The sequence below is a fragment of the Weizmannia agrestimuris genome (genome assembly GCF_943193165.1).
Taxonomy (GTDB): Bacteria; Bacillota; Bacilli; order Bacillales; family Bacillaceae_C; genus Weizmannia; species Weizmannia faecalis.
The window spans coordinates 17,285-34,545 of record NZ_CALPDC010000017.1 but is presented as its reverse complement, the minus strand read 5'-3'; the positions used below and the strand labels follow the sequence as shown (position 1 = coordinate 34,545).

At 45.4% G+C, this 17,261-nt stretch carries 16 protein-coding genes; all 16 read right to left on the bottom strand.

The genetic code is table 11. From position 1 onward, the window contains the following. Positions 1 to 5: 5 nt before the first annotated feature. Positions 6 to 1,079 (bottom strand): MazG family protein, encoded by a 1,074-nt coding sequence (locus NFR98_RS08555; protein WP_168985801.1) that lies wholly within the window; start codon positions 1,077 to 1,079, stop codon positions 6 to 8. Beyond that, positions 1,060 to 2,679 (bottom strand): putative polysaccharide biosynthesis protein, encoded by a 1,620-nt coding sequence (locus NFR98_RS08550; RefSeq protein ID WP_014096564.1) that lies wholly within the window; start codon positions 2,677 to 2,679, stop codon positions 1,060 to 1,062. The genes NFR98_RS08555 and NFR98_RS08550 overlap by 20 nt, the downstream gene beginning before the upstream one ends. Before the next feature lie 186 nt (positions 2,680 to 2,865). Continuing rightward, on the bottom strand, positions 2,866 to 3,402 hold the full coding sequence (gene spoVT, locus NFR98_RS08545; protein ID WP_014096565.1) for a stage V sporulation protein T: 537 nt from the start codon (positions 3,400 to 3,402) through the stop codon (positions 2,866 to 2,868). 300 nt (positions 3,403 to 3,702) lie between these two features. Continuing rightward, entirely contained in the window at positions 3,703 to 7,242 is a 3,540-nt protein-coding gene (gene mfd / locus NFR98_RS08540; RefSeq protein WP_251459965.1) for a transcription-repair coupling factor, read from the bottom strand. Positions 7,243 to 7,386: 144 nt separating this feature from the next. Further along, on the bottom strand, positions 7,387 to 7,611 hold the full coding sequence (locus tag NFR98_RS08535) for an anti-sigma-F factor Fin family protein (RefSeq protein ID WP_014096567.1): 225 nt from the start codon (positions 7,609 to 7,611) through the stop codon (positions 7,387 to 7,389). Positions 7,612 to 7,752: 141 nt separating this feature from the next. Next, entirely contained in the window at positions 7,753 to 8,310 is a 558-nt protein-coding gene (pth, locus tag NFR98_RS08530) for an aminoacyl-tRNA hydrolase (protein ID WP_017550869.1), read from the bottom strand. A gap of 510 nt (positions 8,311 to 8,820) precedes the next feature. Next, the gene (locus NFR98_RS08525) at positions 8,821 to 9,450 is read right to left on the bottom strand and encodes a 50S ribosomal protein L25/general stress protein Ctc (protein ID WP_017550871.1); all 630 of its coding nucleotides are present in this window, start codon (positions 9,448 to 9,450) and stop codon (positions 8,821 to 8,823) included. A gap of 191 nt (positions 9,451 to 9,641) precedes the next feature. Beyond that, positions 9,642 to 10,604, bottom strand: a complete 963-nt coding sequence (locus tag NFR98_RS08520) for a ribose-phosphate diphosphokinase (protein ID WP_026684016.1) — start codon at positions 10,602 to 10,604, stop codon at positions 9,642 to 9,644. Positions 10,605 to 10,617: 13 nt separating this feature from the next. After that, positions 10,618 to 11,994, bottom strand: coding sequence for a bifunctional UDP-N-acetylglucosamine diphosphorylase/glucosamine-1-phosphate N-acetyltransferase GlmU (gene glmU, locus NFR98_RS08515; protein ID WP_014096571.1), 1,377 nt, complete (start codon positions 11,992 to 11,994; stop codon positions 10,618 to 10,620). A gap of 131 nt (positions 11,995 to 12,125) precedes the next feature. Continuing rightward, positions 12,126 to 12,584 (bottom strand): hypothetical protein, encoded by a 459-nt coding sequence (locus NFR98_RS08510; protein WP_014096572.1) that lies wholly within the window; start codon positions 12,582 to 12,584, stop codon positions 12,126 to 12,128. Next, on the bottom strand, positions 12,581 to 13,189 hold the full coding sequence (locus NFR98_RS08505; protein ID WP_017550872.1) for an ATP-binding cassette domain-containing protein: 609 nt from the start codon (positions 13,187 to 13,189) through the stop codon (positions 12,581 to 12,583). The genes NFR98_RS08510 and NFR98_RS08505 overlap by 4 nt, the downstream gene beginning before the upstream one ends. After that, complete coding sequence (locus NFR98_RS08500; RefSeq protein WP_026104554.1) at positions 13,186 to 14,280, bottom strand: DUF1430 domain-containing protein; 1,095 nt, start codon at positions 14,278 to 14,280, stop codon at positions 13,186 to 13,188. Before NFR98_RS08500 ends, NFR98_RS08505 begins: the two co-directional genes overlap by 4 nt. Positions 14,281 to 14,800: 520 nt before the next feature. Further along, a complete protein-coding gene (locus NFR98_RS08495) occupies positions 14,801 to 15,157 on the bottom strand; it encodes a hypothetical protein (RefSeq protein WP_017550873.1) in 357 nt (118 codons plus the stop codon). A 372-nt stretch (positions 15,158 to 15,529) separates the two neighbouring features. Beyond that, positions 15,530 to 15,823: a septation regulator SpoVG gene (gene spoVG, locus NFR98_RS08490; protein WP_014096576.1), complete on the bottom strand. Its 294-nt coding sequence runs from the start codon at positions 15,821 to 15,823 to the stop codon at positions 15,530 to 15,532. 124 nt (positions 15,824 to 15,947) lie between these two features. Continuing rightward, positions 15,948 to 16,322, bottom strand: a complete 375-nt coding sequence (locus tag NFR98_RS08485; RefSeq protein ID WP_035190717.1) for a RidA family protein — start codon at positions 16,320 to 16,322, stop codon at positions 15,948 to 15,950. 4 nt (positions 16,323 to 16,326) lie between these two features. Beyond that, positions 16,327 to 17,166 carry a pur operon repressor gene (gene purR, locus NFR98_RS08480; RefSeq protein WP_035183040.1) on the bottom strand — a complete coding sequence of 280 codons (840 nt, stop codon included), beginning with the start codon at positions 17,164 to 17,166 and terminating at the stop codon, positions 16,327 to 16,329. Positions 17,167 to 17,261 lie beyond the last annotated feature (95 nt).

Here is a 17,261-nt window from a genome sequence, read left to right as displayed (position 1 = left end):
ATCCCTCACTCCCGTTTTTCCTGTTTTTCGGCGGCTTTTATCCGCTCCCAGTTTTGCGCGACTTCTTCCGCGCTTTCGGCTTTCACATTGCCAAACACATGCGGATGGCGCCGGATCATTTTTGAAGCAAGCCCTTCTATCACATCTTCCATCGTAAACATGCCTTCCTCTTCGCCAATTTGCGCATGCAGCAAAACCTGGAGCAGCACATCGCCAAGCTCTTCAACGAGATTGTCCTCATCTTCATTGTCAATCGCGGCAAGCACTTCCTCGCACTCTTCAAGCAAATATTTTTTCAGCGAGAGATGGGTTTGTGCCCGATTCCATGGACAACCATCCGGCGCACGCAAAGCCGCGATGATTTGCCGCAGCTCGGCGAAATCCCGCAAATCCTGCTCTTTAAGCGGCGGAACGTAGACGCTCGTTAAATTATCGAGCTCAAATCCACGGTCCAGTTCATACAGCTTCAGCCATTTAACAGCTTCATCCGTACTGCCGGCAGCGCGGACGATGGCCACCTGGTGTTCATCCGGATATTTTTCCATGAGGGCCAGCTTGACTTCAGAAGCCGTCAACGTATCATACACCTGCCCGACTACCAAATGCTGGTTCGTCCGGATGTCGTGCGATTTTAAAGCAGTGCCGTTCATGAGCTGGAAGCCCTCAATCGGATCCACCCTGACAGAAGCGAACAACGCATCGATAAAACTATGCCCGCCTGCGATTTTGATTTCCATCTGTTTAGCCGCGCTTTGTTCGAGCAGAAGCTGGACTGTCCGTTCCGCCACAAACGGATGGCCAGGTACGGCATAAAGAATATCCTCCTGTTCCGCTTCCCGGAAAAGGATCTCCACAATTTCTTCGTATACCGCTTCAAATTGATCGTGGCGCTCGTATACGTCATCAAAAGCCGTATACTTCATCCCTTCCCGTTCAAGTTCCGACACGGTCGGATGTTCTTTTGTCCGCAGAAAAATTTTCCGGTTTGCTTTCAGCTGTCTGTATACACCGAGCGGAAGCTGGCCCATATCCCCGGCCCCGAGACCGGCAACAGTGATGCTATGTTTTTTGTTTTCCAATCCAATTCTTTCCTTTCAGGCCGGCTAATTTTGTTCCAAAAGGCACAAGCCCCCATTCTTCATCCGTCAGCAAACGCAGCCGGGCGGCACAAAATAGAAAAACAGCCGCACCGATCGCCGTCCCCCCCAAAGCAGCCGGGACGCTTGCTGCCCTGCCCGAAAGCCCGTAGGCAAACAGGCGGAGCCAAAGCTGCAAACAAGCGGACATGGCAAAAAGGGAGAGAGCGAGCTTGCCGAAAAATAGAGCCGGCAGCATTTTAACATATGCTTTACCCAATTTTATCATCAATATAAGCGAAATAAACCCTAAAGCGGCGACGGTGGCAGCGGAAGCGCCCATCGTCCCGAAACGGGGAACCCACACCTCGTTTAACCCATATTTCAACAAGACGCCTGCTGTAATGGCAACTGCAGGGGTGTACACCTTGCCCATTCCCTGCAGGATGCCTGAAAAGGTTAAAATCCAGGTGCTGAATAAGATGGAAACCGAAAAAACAGACAGCACAGCTGTTCCCGCGCTGCTTTCAAACAACATCGTATTGGCAAACGGCATGATCCCAATCAGTCCAACTGCAGCGCCCGCGCCGATCGCCGTGCTGATTTTTAAAGCAGCCTGTACCTGTTTTTCAAGGCTTTTTCGCCTGCCCTTCTTATATTCAAGTGCAATTACCGGGACAAGGTTCAGGGCAAAGGAGGACGCTGCCACTGTTCCAAGCTGCAAAAACGGCTGTCCGCGGTCGTAGATGCCTTTCAGTTTTTTTGCCGCTTCCGCCCCCCAGCCGGCGTCTTTTAACAACGCGTAAAGATGGAGGGAATCGACAAATTGGAACAAAACGAGGACAAGGCCGCTGATACAGACCGCAATCCCGCTGCAAAACAGGGAGCGGGCCGCCTGCTTTACGTCGTTCCATTCAAGGAGCTGGGCTGCCTTTTCCTGTCTGCCGCCCTTTACCAGATAAAATACAAGCACTGCCGCAGACACCGCACCTCCCAGCACGGAACCGAACACGGCCCCTTGTCCGGCTGCATAAAGCGAAAAACCGCCGCGGACCAGCCAAAAGGAAAGAAGAAGAATGGCCGCAACCCGGACCGTCTGTTCGAGTACCTGGCTGAGCGCAGTCGGCACCATCCTTCCCTGTCCCTGATAAACACCCCTGATCGCGGAAATCAACGGCATCAGCAAAAAGGAACAGGAAACCGTCCGGATAAGCGGAGAAAGACGGGGATCCCCCATCCATGCCGCCAGCTTCCCTGCAGTGAAAAAAACGGCAAGAAACAATCCGGCACCGAATAAACCGAGGATGAGGAACACCGCGTTTAAAAATGTGCGGTGGCTGTTTTCGCCCGCTGCTTCCCGTTCCGCCACCATTTTGGAAACGGCAACCGGAAAACCGGAAGAGGAGAGTGCCATCACAATCCCGTAAATCGGATATACTTGCTGATAAATATAAAAACCGACATCGCCGACAATATTTTGGAACGGCACGCGGTAAACTGCACTGAGGATTTTTGTAATGACGGATGACAAGGTTAAAATCAGAATGCCTTGAAAAAGCTTTTTTGACTCATGATCCTGCTGCACGTCTTTTCTGCCTTTCACACGGCCGCCACACCGTACGTAGAATAAAATCGAATGTATTATACCATAAAAAGGGATACAAGACGCGCCTTACAGACAACCTGCAAAAAAACAGATCAAAAAACGCAGACCCTTTGCCTGCGTTTTTTTGGCGTACGTGAAAATAAATGATGACAAAAGAGTCGTGGAAAAAACGGGAGAAAAGCCTTATTGTTCCATCTGGCGGGCCAGGAATCCGGCAGCCGTTTCCGCCGATTTCTGTTCCACTTCCCCGAGCGTGCGGTCTTTAGAAAAAATGGCGACAGCACCGATCGGATCGCCGCTTGCGACAATTGGAGCAATCGTATAAGAAGCCAGTTCCTCCTCCACACCGTCCACCAGCGCCGTTTTTCCTTTTTCTTTTGATAAAACCGGCATTCTGTCCTCCATGACTTTTTCGATCACTTCACCGTTTCTTTTATTTAAATATTCTTTTTTTGAACCGCCGCTGACTGCAATCACGGCATCCCGGTCACAGATCAGGACAGGGCTCGTTAAACTGTCATACAGCGCTTCGGCATACTCCTTGGCAAAATCACTTAATTCACTGATCGGCGAATATTTTTTCAAAATGACTTCCCCGTCGCGGTCCACAAAAATTTCAAGCGGGTCCCCTTCACGGATACGAAGCGTCCTTCGTATCTCTTTCGGGATGACAACTCTGCCTAAATCATCAATACGACGAACAATACCAGTTGCTTTCATTTAAAGTTGCCCTCACTTTCATCAGATGATTTTTTTCCATCCTCAGATGGCTCTTGAATCCTTTACCTGCGTTGACATTAGTATCTTTCATCTGGCAAGTTCTATACATCATGAACGTTTTTTGTACAATTGCTATCGATTGGATTGATTTCCAATTCTTCTCTATCTTTTTCCCAAAAATTTTCCCTGGCAAACCTAAAGAACCGTAAAAAGCACGGAACAAAAGAAACCATTGTTCCGTGCTTTTACAAACGGGCCTTTACCAAAAAACCGCCAGCCCTTTAGTTTTTTGCTTGCATCTTACCGGGAAGCGCTCGTCGTTTCGGCCCTTAGAAAGGCGCCCCGCAGTTCCCGGATCATTTCCGTGCAGGTGTAAAGCCACTCATGGCCCTTGCTTTTTTTAATATCCAGCGTAATTTTCAGCTGATTGCCTTCCATGCCGAATCCGGCTGAACGCCCGTATTGTCTCACAATGTCCACGACTTTCGGGCCGTTTACCTGTTTCGAGCCTTTTTCGGACATTAAAATCGTGATCAGTTGTTTGTTTTGTTTAATCGATGAAAGCATTGCTTCTTTGGCGTATACTTTCATTTCCGCAATCGTAAACAGGTCGCTTACCTGCTGCGGATAATCGCCGAAACGGTCAATCATCTCTACTTTTAATTCTTCGATATCTTCAAGCGTCTCGATGCCCCTGAAACGTTTATACATTTCAATTTTCTGGTATCCGTCTTTTATATAGGCATCCGGAATATACGCATCAATTTCGAGTTCGACTTCAAATGGCGGCAGTTTTTCCTCTTCGCCGTCTGCCCCTTTCCGCGCTTCGATCGCTTCCTTCAACATTTGCGAATACAAATCGAAACCGACTGAATCGATGAACCCGTGCTGTTGTGCGCCCAGCAAGTTGCCGGCGCCGCGGATGGACAAATCGCGCATCGCAATTTTAAAGCCGGATCCGAGTTCCGTGAATTCTTTAATCGCCTGCAGCCTTTTTTCCGACGCTTCCGCCAGCACTTTGTCTTTTCTGTACGTAAAATAAGCATATGCCACCCGGTTGGACCGCCCGACACGCCCGCGCAGCTGGTATAACTGCGACAGTCCCATCCGGTCCGCATCATTGACGATCAAGGTGTTGACATTCGGGATGTCCACGCCCGTCTCAATAATTGTCGTCGTCACAAGCACATCGTATTCGCCTTCAAGAAAACCAAAAATGACCGATTCGAGCTGAGATTCTGTCATCCGGCCGTGGGCATACGCCACGCGCGCATCGGGAACAAGCCGTGCAATTTCTTCCGCCTTCCGCTCAATATCTTCAATCCGGTTATACAAAAAGTAAACCTGCCCGTCCCGTGCCAGTTCACGTTCGATCGCTTCCCGCACCATCTGGTCATTATACTCCAGCACGTAAGTTTGTACCGGGAAACGGTTCTCAGGCGGCGTTTCAATTACAGATAAATCGCGTACGCCGACCATGGACATATGCAGCGTCCTTGGGATTGGTGTTGCGGTCAAGGTCAGCACATCGACATTCGTCTTTAATTTCTTGATTTTTTCCTTATGGCTGACACCGAACCGCTGCTCCTCGTCAATGATCAAAAGGCCCAGATCATGGAACTGGATATCTTTTGAAAGCAGCCGGTGCGTCCCGATCACCATATCAATTGTCCCGTTGCGCAAGCCTTTTATTGTTTCATTCTGCTCTTTACGCGTCCGGAAACGGCTCAACAGCCCGACTTTTATCGGATAGCCATGGAACCTTTCCGTGACCGTTTCAAAATGCTGCTGGGCAAGGATGGTGGTCGGTACAAGCATGGCCACTTGCTTGCCGTCCATCATTGCTTTAAAAGCGGCGCGGATCGCCACTTCTGTCTTGCCGTAGCCGACATCCCCGCACAACAGACGGTCCATCGGCTTCTCTTTTTCCATGTCCCGCTTGATTTCCTGGATCGACCGGAGCTGGTCTTCCGTTTCTTTATATGGAAAAGCCGCCTCGAATTCACGCTGCATATCCCCATCCGGAGAAAAGGCAAACCCTTTTGATGCTTCCCTCTCCGCATACAATTTGACAAGGTCGTCCGCGATATCCTGGATGGATGACTGGACTTTCCGTTTGACCCGTTTCCATTCGCTGCCGCCCAGCTTATAAAGTTTCGGCTCTTTTCCTTCCGAACCGACGTATTTTTGGACAAGGTCGATCTGGTCAACCGGCACATACAGCTTATCCGAACCTTGGTACTTAATATGGAGATAGTCTTTATGGACGCCGTTGATTTCAAGCGTCACAATCCCTAAATATTTCCCGATCCCGTGGTTGACATGAACCACATAGTCCCCAACATTCAGCTCGGAATAGTTTTTAATCCGCTCAGCATTGGACAACTTTTGCCGGCGCGTTTTTTTCTTCGCCTTTTTATTAAAAAGTTCTTCTTCCGTAATAACGGCAAGCTTGCACATTGGCAGCTCAAAACCGGTGTTCAGGTTCCCTTCCGCCACCTGGATATGCCCCGGGATAAGATCTTCCGCCACGTAAGCAGCTTCAATCTCATAATCTTCCAGCACACTTTGGATTTTTTCAGCCCGGTTTTTGTCCGCACCAAGGAAAACTACCGTAAAACGGCCTTTCTTCCAACGTTCGATTTCCGCTTTCAGCACATGCATCTGCCCGTGGAACGACTGCATCGGCTTGCAAGCGATATTCACAATGTTTTGCGGATTTGTATTTTGAATATGACGCAAAAACAGTGACAAATAGATTTTCTTCCATTTTTTTCCCGACAGCAGTGTATCTAAGGCGTGGGAAACGGCCAAATCATAAATCATTTTGCCTTCTTCCACCATCGCCGTATACCACTCAGCTTCTTCTTTATCGAGGCGCTCCTGCATTTCCTGAATCCGGCCGAACTCATCCAAAAATAAAATGCCGGCTGTTTCCACATAGTCTAAGAGACTGGCAGGCTGGTCATATAGAATCGATAAATATTTAAAGATTTGATCGGGTTTTTCCCCGTTTTTCAGCTTTTCAATGTCAAAACTAATATTTTGGGCAAGCAGTTGTTTTACCTGATCATCTTTAATTTTTGCAAGTGTTTTGCTGAGCCCTTCTTTTACCGTTTCAGCCGCTTTCATAAGCGAAAGACGGTCTGCCGGATATTCCGTCGCCGGTCCGATGGAGACAGCAGAAAGTTTATCCCGGGAACGCTGGTCGTCAGCGGAAAACGTCCGGATGGAGTCTACTTCCGTATCAAATAATTCGATCCGGACGGGGTCTTCTTCTGTCAGCGGGTATATATCAAGAATCCCGCCGCGCACACTAAAATCTCCCGGTGAATCGACCATATCCGACCGGGTGTAACCCATTTCCACAAGCATTCCCAATACGTGATCAAGCTCAATTTCTTTTCCTGTTTCGACGTGCAGCTGGTACTTTTCCCAAACCGTTTTCGGCGGCAAAATTTTCCGCAATCCGGCCATCGGGACAACGATCAGGCAATTTTTCCCCGATAGCAACGCATTCAGCACCTCTATCCGCTGGGCCATCAGCTCGGGGCTTGCCACACCCAATTCGGCCGCAATCAGTTCATTTGCGGGATACAGAAATAAGGCGCTTTCATCCACAAATTGCAGGAGATCATCATACAACTTTTGCGCCTGTAATAGATTATAAGTTAACACAATGGCCGGCTGTTCCGTTTTTTGATAGACCGAAGCAATAAAAGCGCTACGGGCGGAACCGGACAACCCGGAAACAAGCTGCTCTTTCAGGCCGGCCGTTGTACCGCTTATGACCGATTCTGCTTCCTTGTGTTCAAGGATCATTTTTTGTATTCCGTCCAAAAAGGGCCAACTCCTCTCTTGATCCGATTTCCCTTTCTCTACTATTCACACTGTTTTGTAAAATTTAAACAGGAAGGGGCTGCAGAAAGCATAAATGTTCCTGCAGCAAAACAGAAAAATGCTTTGGACTCCTTCCAAAGCGGATTATTGGATTAAATAGCCGTATTGATGAAATGCGGGTTCGCGTTCAAATGAATCCTGGCATTCTTCGCAAATTGACTGGATGCGGACGCTCCCGTCTTCTTGAGGAAGTACCATTTCCTGCCGCTCCTCATCCGTCAAAAAGAAAAGTCCCATCCGGTCTGCTTCGATGTCCGTGATGGTGCCAATTTTTGTGCCGCAGTGCCGGCAATAGTAATGAACGGCCATCTTCCGGCCCCCTTTTTCATATCGTCCTTATATAGTATGGGCGCAACGGGAAGGGGTTATTCGTTTTTTTATAAAAACGGAAGAAATGGCCGCGGAATTTCGCGCAGATTCCCCATATTCCGCATCGATACGACTCAAGACTCAATTATAAAGGTTCATCACGACCGGGAACGGTTTTTTCAACCAGGCTTCGCAAGCATCGGCGCTTTTTTCAACCGCCAGCTGCATTTTCTCCCGGTCCTCTTTTGAAAAACGGCCGAGCACATAATCCGGCATATAGGCATCTCTGTCCGGCCGCCCGATACCGATGCGAATCCGGTTAAATTCCTGGGTTCCAAGATGGTGGATGATGGATTTGATTCCGTTATGGCCGCCGGCGCTTCCTTTTTGCCGCAGGCGGATTTTGCCGGGCGGAAGATCAAGGTCATCGTAGACGACGAGTAAATTTTCGGTGCCAAGGCGGTAATAATCCATGACTGCTTTGACCGACTCACCGGATAAATTCATATAGGTCATCGGTTTTAAAAGCAGCACTTTCCCGCCGTTTACAGTTGTTTCTGCACACAGCCCTTTGAATTTCGACTGTTTAAAAGGGGCCTGCAGCCGTTCTGCCAGCAGATTGACCACTTCAAAACCGATATTATGCCTTGTATGTTCATATTGGGCTCCCGGATTTCCAAGCCCGACAATACATTTCATATTCACACCCCGATTGATTCATTCCTTGCTGAAATGAAATAAGCTGTTGAGGAAAACCGTCTGTAGCGTTTTTAAGGGACAGCAAGACCAGGCATCATGTATACCGTGATGCCTTTTTAGCAAACAGGCAGTTCGTTTCGGGCAAAAATAAGCGCACCCGTTTTCTTCGTGCCGGTTTCTCTATACGTAAAAACCCTATTTTAATTATCCACGAAGACAGATAAAAGTGCAAGCAGGCCGGACTACGGGCATATGACAAGTTTTTCCCGGAATGACGGGAACAATGCAAGACATGATCTTCCATGCCCTTGAAAATAAAGGAACGGAACAAGTGGCGCATTTTTGTGCCCCAATCATTTCCCCCGGCAAGCTTGCGCTGTGCTAAGGGAATGGCAAACTTTTTAAAAATTCACTCATAATAGGCCGGGTGCATTGCTTTCTTAGCAAAGGATTTGGCATAACGGCAAAAAAAGGCGTATCCTCATACGCCTTTTTTCATAAACCCGGATGTTATGCTTCGCTTGTTTCCCGTCCTTCAAGATTTTCAGGCGTCCCTGACTCCTGCTGTTCGCCAGTGCTGATTTCTTCTTCCTGACGAGGCGGCAGAACGGAGCAAATCGTTTCCGTATCTTCATGATTGATGGTAAATCCATACTGTCCGCGGATGTCCGCAACCGTAATGTTTTCATTCACTTGCAAATTGGAAACATCCACCGTAATGGCATCAGGAATTTCATCCGGTTTTGCCGTAATCGACAATTCATGCAGTGCCTGCTGCAGTACGCCACCGTCTTTTACGCCGGCACTTTCTTCCGTAAGGACGACGCGCACAGTAGCATCGACATCTTCCGACATATTTACGGCAAGAAAATCGACATGAATGATTTTATTTTTCAAAGGATCGGTTTGTACTTCATGGACCATTACATTCCGCTGTGTCCCGTTCACATTCAAGGAAAGCACCGCATTTCTTCCGTTTTCACGCAATAATTTTTCAAACTCGGTGTCATTGACATAAACCGGTGTATTTTCCGTCTGATAGCCGTAAACAACGCCCGGTATGTAGCCGTTTCTTCTTAACCGGCGGCTGGAAGAATGGTGTTTATCCTCTCTTTTTTTTGCTTCAAGTACCTCTGCCATAAATGTTGACCTCCTAATGTTTAAGCAAACATCAAATATATCTTTACCCTGTCATTATCCATTATAAACCTATTTTGAAAAAATAGCTTAAAATTACCGCTATAACGCAGGCTTTTCCCGATTTGCAGGATTGCGTGCTCTTCTTGTGAAAACTTGGACTGCTTTCTGAAATAATTTTCGCTGGAATGCTGTCAAATATCGAACAGCGGGCTTACGGACTGGTCTTCATGCACACGGATAATCGCTTCACCCAAAAGCGGAGCTACAGACAATTCAACCAGTTTTTCACTTTTTCGTTCTTCCGGAATGTTAATGGAATTGGTCGCCACCAGTTCTTTAATCGGGGAATTGTTAATCCGTTCAATTGCCGGCCCGGATAAAACCGGATGTGTGCAGCTGGCGTACACTTCTTTTGCGCCGCTTTCAATCAACGCTTTTGCCGCAAGCGTAATCGTGCCTGCCGTGTCAATAATATCATCAATAATGATGCAAATTTTCCCGTCCACATTTCCAACAATATTCATCACTTCGGCCACATTCGGGCGCGGGCGGCGTTTGTCGATAATGGCGATCGGCGTTTTTAAACGTTCAGCCAGTTTGCGCGCACGGGTGACACCGCCATGGTCAGGGGAGACGACCACGATATCTTCCGCCTGAAATCCTTTATCTTCAAAATACTTTGCAATAATTGGAACGCCCATCAGGTGGTCAATCGGAATGTCAAAAAACCCTTGGATTTGCGGGGCGTGCAGATCGAGGGTAATGACCCTTGTTGCACCCGCTGTTACGAGAAGGTTCGCCACCAGTTTTGCGGTAATCGGTTCACGTGCACGCGCTTTTCTGTCCTGCCGTGCATATCCGTAGTAAGGGATCACAAGATTAATGGTCCGCGCCGACGCCCGTTTTAAAGCATCAACCATAATTAGAAGTTCCATCATATGTTCATTGACAGGATCGCTTGTCGACTGTATCACATAAACATCGCAACCGCGGATGCTTTCTTCAATATTGATCTGGATTTCCCCATCGCTGAATTGTGAAACGGAACATTTTCCAAGTTCAACTCCGACAACGTTGGCAATTTCCCTGGCAAGTTTCGGGTTGGAGTTCAGGGTGAAAATCTTTAAATTCGGATCTAAATACTGGTTAGACATGATGGACCTCCAATTATTGTTGTTTATGTTTTAACTTCTGGACATAATTTTCCTTGTTCACCTGGCGTGCGCGCGCAATCGACAATGCTTCGCCCGGTACATCGTCTGTAATGGTCGAGCCTGCTGCAATATAAGCATTTTCCCCGACCGTAACCGGCGCAATCAGATTGGAGTTGCACCCGACAAACGCGCCGTCTTCAATAACCGTTTTAAATTTATGTTTCCCGTCATAATTCACTGTGATCGTGCCGCAGCCGATATTGACACCTGCCCCGACTTCCGCATCGCCGATGTACGTCAAATGGGATGCTTTGCTGCCCTTGCCGACGGTTGATTTCTTCACTTCCACAAAATTGCCGATCTTCGCTTCATCGGAAATCGAGGAGTCCGGCCGGATATGGGCGTACGGGCCGACATGGACAGAAGCGCCAATTTCACTATTTTCCGCAACAGACTGCCTGACTTCTGTTCCGTTTCCGATCACGCAATCTGTAATGTCGGAATTCGGGCCGATTTTGCAGTCTTCCCCGATGACCGTTTTGCCGGACAGCTTTGTCCCCGGGTAGATCACCGTATCCTGCCCGATTTCAACATCCGCTTCAATGTAAGTTTGCCGAGGGTCGAGGATGGTCACGCCGTTTCGCATATGGCGTTCGTTGATGCGCTTTCTCATGATCCTTTCCGCTTCCGAAAGTTGCACCCGATCATTGACACCTAACGTTTCTTCGATACTTTCTGTCTTGTAAGCCACAACTGTTTCCCCTTGCGATTTTAAAATGCCTACGACATCAGGAAGATAATATTCGCCTTGAGCATTGTCGTTTGAAACATGTTTCAATGCTTCAAAAAGCGCCCGATTGTCAAAGCAGTAAACGCCTGTATTGATTTCCTTTACCTGCTGTTCTTCGGGGCTCGCGTCTTTATGTTCGACAATTTTTTCCACGAAGCCTGCCGCATTGCGGATGATCCGTCCGTATCCGGCAGGGTCGGGGGCCGTTGCTGTTAAAATGGTCACTTTTGCCTGTTTCCGTTCGTGTTCCTCAAACAGAGCCTTTAAGGTTTCCGCCTGAAGGAGCGGCGTATCCCCGCAAACCACCAAGGTAGTCCCGTCCTTGTTGCCGAGAACCGGTTCTGCCTGCAGGACGGCATGCCCTGTGCCCAGCTGTTCTTCTTGCAGGACAAAAGCGGTTTTTCCTTCCAGGCAGGAGCGGACCTGTTCTGCACCATGCCCGATAACCGTCACAATCTTATCCGTTTCAAGCTGTAAAACTTGGTCTGCAACATGTTCAACCATGGGTTTCCCGCAAACAGGATGCAGCACTTTGTACAATTTCGACTTCATGCGAGTACCCTGGCCGGCAGCCAAGATTACAGCGAATCTGTTTGTCATTTATGATCCCCCAATAAACCTTATTATCCATAAAAAAATATATCGTAAATAAGGGCATATTTCAAGGAAAGGCAGCAAATTACAATTATTGGGAATGTTGGAGCAAGGACGGGGGGAATTGTTAGCCCTTTCTATTCATTTAAATCCCATACTTTGTTTGCATTCGAAAATAACGTTTTCAAGTCTTCCTTATTTTCCATAATGACTTTCTTGGCTATCGCGTCACTTTTATCTACAGGTTCCAGTTTTTCATTCACATAAATTTCATAGGCTTCTCCATTTTCTTGCAACCGAACCCCGTATTTATAACCGCCTGTCATGGTTGGCCAAATGATCAAATCTTCCATTTTATCTTTTTGGTCCTCACGGGAAACAGCCAGGTTCCCAGTGAAGCTTAAATAATTTGGCTTTTTCACGCTGTACGTATAGTTGCCTTTCCGCATCGCGTGCGTCCCCCATTTATTTTTCGGTACGGCTTTAACATATTTATGATATTGGATGGTCGTGATCGTGAACCAGCATAAATTCCATAATACAAACAATGTAATGACGATGATAAAAATATATTTTAATCGAAATTTCCTTTTCATAAATTCACCACCCTGTTGCCTTGTTTTTTTAATGTTTCATCGTGCGTCACAAGTATAATGGTTTTACCCTGTCTATTCAGTTGCTTTAAAATGTTTAATACAGCTTCTGCATTTTTCTTATCAAGAGAACCAGTCGGCTCATCGGCAAGGATGATATCGCATTTTTTTAACATTAATCGTGCCAGAGCTACCCTTTGTTGTTCTCCTCCAGATAAAGTAAAGACTTTTTGATTTATTTTATTTTTTAATCCGACTAACGCCAAAGCTTCTTCCATTGATAGGTTCGTTTTGCAATCTTTGCGAATCAGTTTCAGATTATCTTTGACGGTTTTATGATCAACCAATGCAAAATTTTGGAATAAGAAGCCAATCTTGGTTCTAAAATAATGCAGGTGATTCTTCTTATTTTTAATGTCAATCCTGTCAACGATAATCGTGCCGCCGTCAAATTTTTCAATTGCCCCAATCATATTTAGTAAAGTTGTCTTTCCGCATCCGCTCGGCCCGGAAACGATGACAAAATCGCCGCTTTCAATATCAAGATTGAAATTTGAAAACAAGGTTTTTTCATTGAATTTTTTTGTTAAGTTTCGTATTTGAATCATATATTTCCACCTTTTAGGATCGTTTGTATTTTTGCATTTTCCACCCTTCGTATGTTGAAGGAAATTAAAAGCAATTCTAAAATGAGAATGATGATGCCACCTGCAATCATATATCCAATGCTGCCAAGGTTTAAAACGATTGCACAAGTGGCTGCCGTTATGATGCTTAATAGTGACGTAACAAAGGTAATAAGAATCATTTTCCTGTTTTTCTGAAATAAGCTATATCCAAACACTTTTTTCAGAGCGTGTTCAATAGCGTTTACTTCATACTCCAATTTAATAATGGTATGAATAATCATTCCTTCTAATAAAAGTACTAAAATACTAAAAATAAAGTTCATAATTAAAATTCTTTTGATTAATTTCCAATTATGTTCGAATTTTTCCATGACATTTGTTTTTGATACGATCCCATTGGTCAGATGATTATTTTTCACAAAAGTATTAAATTCTTTGTCCGAGATTTTGTACATAATATCGTGTACATAAGTTAATTTTGAAATGACATTCGCTTCCTGCTCTTTTTTCAGTTGTTCTGGCGAAATATTATGGTAAATAATAATGGGATTATGAACCAGTTGACTGCCATAGAGTGCATTTTCATCAATACTGATCAGACTTGTCTTTTCGTTATAATATAGGACGCCGTAGTCATATTTTTGTTCCTCCCCCTCATAAAATTGTGTATGGCCTTTTAATTGTTCAATCAAATGAGGATTATCTTTCATTTTGACAGGGACAATAAAATAAATTTCTTTTTTCAATGGTTTGTCTCTTAATTCTGTAATTTGACTTGATAAATAGTGAAAAGCATTGCTGTTGGCTAAAATTCCCGGGTAATGTAAAAGGTTTGAAATATCTGCCAATAAAGTTGCGTTGAATTTATCATAAAATTGTTTGTAGAACTTATATTGTACACTCGCACTTTTTTCCAGCGTATTATCGGAAGAACTATTGTTATCAGTAATTTTATAATCCAGTTGGGTGTAATAATAGTCACGATGACGCTCAAAAAATGGTTTTTGTTTGTAATATTGATAAGCGTCATACACCACAGCAATATTGCTGGAAATGATAATGATTGTCATGACCGTAGTTGCTAATTTTAAGACATAATTCATGGATAATAATTTTACGGACCCATGGCGTTAGAAAAAGCTTCCTTTAAATTGAAAAAATATAAATTGAAATAAATCAGGGCATTCAATATAAGTAAAATCATAAACATGAACAGGGAAAGGCGAAACATAAAGAAAACACATGTAAGTTTGGAGAGAACAAAGTAAACTAACAGAAATAATAATATATAGAAACATGTATCTATCACGATATTTTTCCAAACCATACTGCTTATTTTTTCTCCCAAAGTAAACCGGATGATATTTTCTTTTTTCTGCAACATGCAGTCATAAAAAGTTAGCAATAATATCACACTGATCACGAGCAACCATATGAGCAGGGCTTCATTCCTTAATTCGTTGCTTTTAAAACCATCTTGGGGAAAGTTGCCGGCATATTTGTCAATTAAATCGATTTTAAACTACTTAATATTTTTTTTGCTTCCAATGAGATAAAATGGATTGAAACGATCAATTCCGTTGATATTTTTCAGATGGCGAAAATGGAACACCATATCTTCAAGAAATAGGCTTTTGTATTTTTTTCAGATATGTTGAGATGACGTTTTATGTATGGCTGGACGCCGGTCGTTCCGTAAATATCAAATTCAGTAAGAAAAGTAGTACGAGGGGAACTGGTGTAAGTAAACACTTCAACATGATTACGGTTGGCGGAATCGATGATATCGTGTATCATTTCTTTCTCTGTTGTGTTCGGCTGCAAATACAGGGTCGTATGATCAAATGGGGTGTAAAAATCATTCAGATAAAAGACGTGACTTTCACTAATGATCATCATGCCTGTAAATAGCAGAAAGAAGCTGATCGTAAATTTAACCGTTTTCAAAACTACCCCTCCGTAGCAATAAATACCAACTATTCATTGTTGAACCCGAAGTTGTACGAGCTGATTCATCTATCCTTTTGTTGCGCTTGATCTTTAGGCTGCGGGGAAGGGCTTGTTGCAGACTGGCTCCGTCCAGTGTACGCTTAGAGTCTGATTGTAATGTTATCAAGTACCCGTCCATCACAACCAGAACAATAACCCGTACAGGCTCATTTATCATTTGGCTGCCTCTCCTTCTACCATATTAACATACATATGGAAATATTTAATCAGTTATGTAAAAATCCTATTCGTCCAAGGCTGCCAAATAGGTCAACGAGGGCAAAAAAGAAGAGCCTTACTGTTGAAGTAGGCTCTTGTTGCAAAAATCTATCAGGACGCGCCAGCTTCTTCAAATTCCACTTGGTCCAATTCCCCTAAACGGTGATATTCCGACAAGACTGCATCATGAATCTTACTGCGCGTACCCGAATTAATGGGATGGGCAATGTCTCTGAATTCGCCATCCGGCGTCCTTTTGCTCGGCATTGCAACAAACAAGCCATTGTTGCCATCAATCACCCGGATATCGTGAATGACAAATTCGTTGTCCATGGTAATTGATGCAATCGCCCTCATCCTGCCCTCCGTATGGACACGGCGCAGCCTTACATCCGTCACTTCCATTCTTTCACCACCTCAAAAGATTTAGGATCATCTTTATTATTCAACACCCTTTTAAAATTTCCTTCTTTTTCAGGAAAAAATTCTAAAATTTTTCATAAGGTGAAAAAATGGAAGCGCATAAAGATCACGGAATAAGCGCAATCACTTCAATTTCGACGCCGGCATTTTTCGGAAGCCTTGCCACTTCAACGCAGGAACGCGCCGGTTTATGGTCCGTAAAATAGGAGCCATAGACATCGTTTATTTTGGCAAAATCGTCCATGTTTTGAATAAAAACTGTCGTTTTGACAACCGTATCAAAAGAGGCCCCGGCTGCCTCAAGCACCGCTTTTAAATTTTCCATTACCTGGCGGGCCTGCGCTTCAATGCTGCCTTCCACAAGCGTGCCGTCCGATCTTAGCGGAATCTGCCCCGAACTGAAAAATAAATTTCCTGCTACAACGCCCTGTGCATACGGCCCGATTGCCGCAGGCGCCTGATTTGTTGAGATGGTTTTCATTCCTTTAATCCCCTCCGAACAAGCTGACTTTTGAAAAATAATTCCCTTCCACTACTTTGATCTGCTGACTGCGGACATCGACATCCCTTAATTTCACAAGCGACACATAATCATCGACAAGCCGTTCTTTCGTGTCTTCCGATTCAACCAAAACGCCGATGCCCGAAACGGAAGCATCGAATTCTTTCAACAAGTTGATCATGCCGTTAATCGTTCCGCCTGCTTTCATAAAATCATCGACAATTAAAACGTTTGCGCCTTCCCGCAGGCTCCTTTTCGAGAGGACCATCGTCTGGATCCGTTTCTGCGATCCGGAAACATAGTTAATGCTGACAGTCGGTCCTTCCGTCACCTTGCTGTCATTGCGGACAATCACAACCGGAACATTTAAATAAGCCGCTGTTGCCATTGCAATCGGGATTCCTTTTGTCGCGACCGTCATAATCGTGTCAATCTCCCTGTCCGCAAATGCGGTTGCCAAAAGCTTCCCGACTTTGCTGACGACCTGCGGGCTGCCGATCAGGTCTGTCATATACAAATAACCGCCCGGCAAAAGCCGGTCCGGATTCTCCATCAGCGTGCAAAGTTCGCTGATGGCCTCTTTTGCTTCCGCCCTGTCTGTGCGCGAAATAAATTTAACGCCACCCGCCGCGCCGGGAACCGTCTGCAAAGTCCCAATGCCCCTTTTCTCGAATGTTTCTTTGATAATCGTCAAATCTTCACTGATGGAAGATTTTGCAGACTGATAACGATCGGCAAAAAAACTGAGGGGAACGAGAATCCTTGGTTTTTCCAACAAATAATGTGTCATATCTACAAGACGTTCACTTCGCCGAAATTTCACGTCAAAAACCCCCGTCACAATCCGGTCTGTCAAAAATGCCGGTCCCGCTCTTCTTCGTACCAAATCGCACGGCGGCTCCGGAAACACGGATTCAA

Excerpts from the sequence above, each read along its gene's own strand:
- spoVT (WP_014096565.1), bottom strand. The coding sequence starts at position 3,402 with ATGAAAGCAACTGGTATTGTTCGTCGTATTGATGATTTAGGCAGAGTT.
- NFR98_RS08535 (WP_014096567.1), bottom strand. The coding sequence starts at position 7,611 with ATGGCCGTTCATTACTATTGCCGGCACTGCGGCACAAAAATTGGCACC.
- pth (WP_017550869.1), bottom strand. The coding sequence starts at position 8,310 with ATGAAATGTATTGTCGGGCTTGGAAATCCGGGAGCCCAATATGAACAT.
- NFR98_RS08525 (WP_017550871.1), bottom strand. The coding sequence starts at position 9,450 with ATGGCAGAGGTACTTGAAGCAAAAAAAAGAGAGGATAAACACCATTCT.
- NFR98_RS08520 (WP_026684016.1), bottom strand. The coding sequence starts at position 10,604 with ATGTCTAACCAGTATTTAGATCCGAATTTAAAGATTTTCACCCTGAAC.
- glmU (WP_014096571.1), bottom strand. The coding sequence starts at position 11,994 with ATGACAAACAGATTCGCTGTAATCTTGGCTGCCGGCCAGGGTACTCGC.
- NFR98_RS08510 (WP_014096572.1), bottom strand. The coding sequence starts at position 12,584 with ATGAAAAGGAAATTTCGATTAAAATATATTTTTATCATCGTCATTACA.
- NFR98_RS08505 (WP_017550872.1), bottom strand. The coding sequence starts at position 13,189 with ATGATTCAAATACGAAACTTAACAAAAAAATTCAATGAAAAAACCTTG.
- NFR98_RS08500 (WP_026104554.1), bottom strand. The coding sequence starts at position 14,280 with ATGACAATCATTATCATTTCCAGCAATATTGCTGTGGTGTATGACGCT.
- spoVG (WP_014096576.1), bottom strand. The coding sequence starts at position 15,823 with ATGGAAGTGACGGATGTAAGGCTGCGCCGTGTCCATACGGAGGGCAGG.
- NFR98_RS08485 (WP_035190717.1), bottom strand. The coding sequence starts at position 16,322 with ATGAAAACCATCTCAACAAATCAGGCGCCTGCGGCAATCGGGCCGTAT.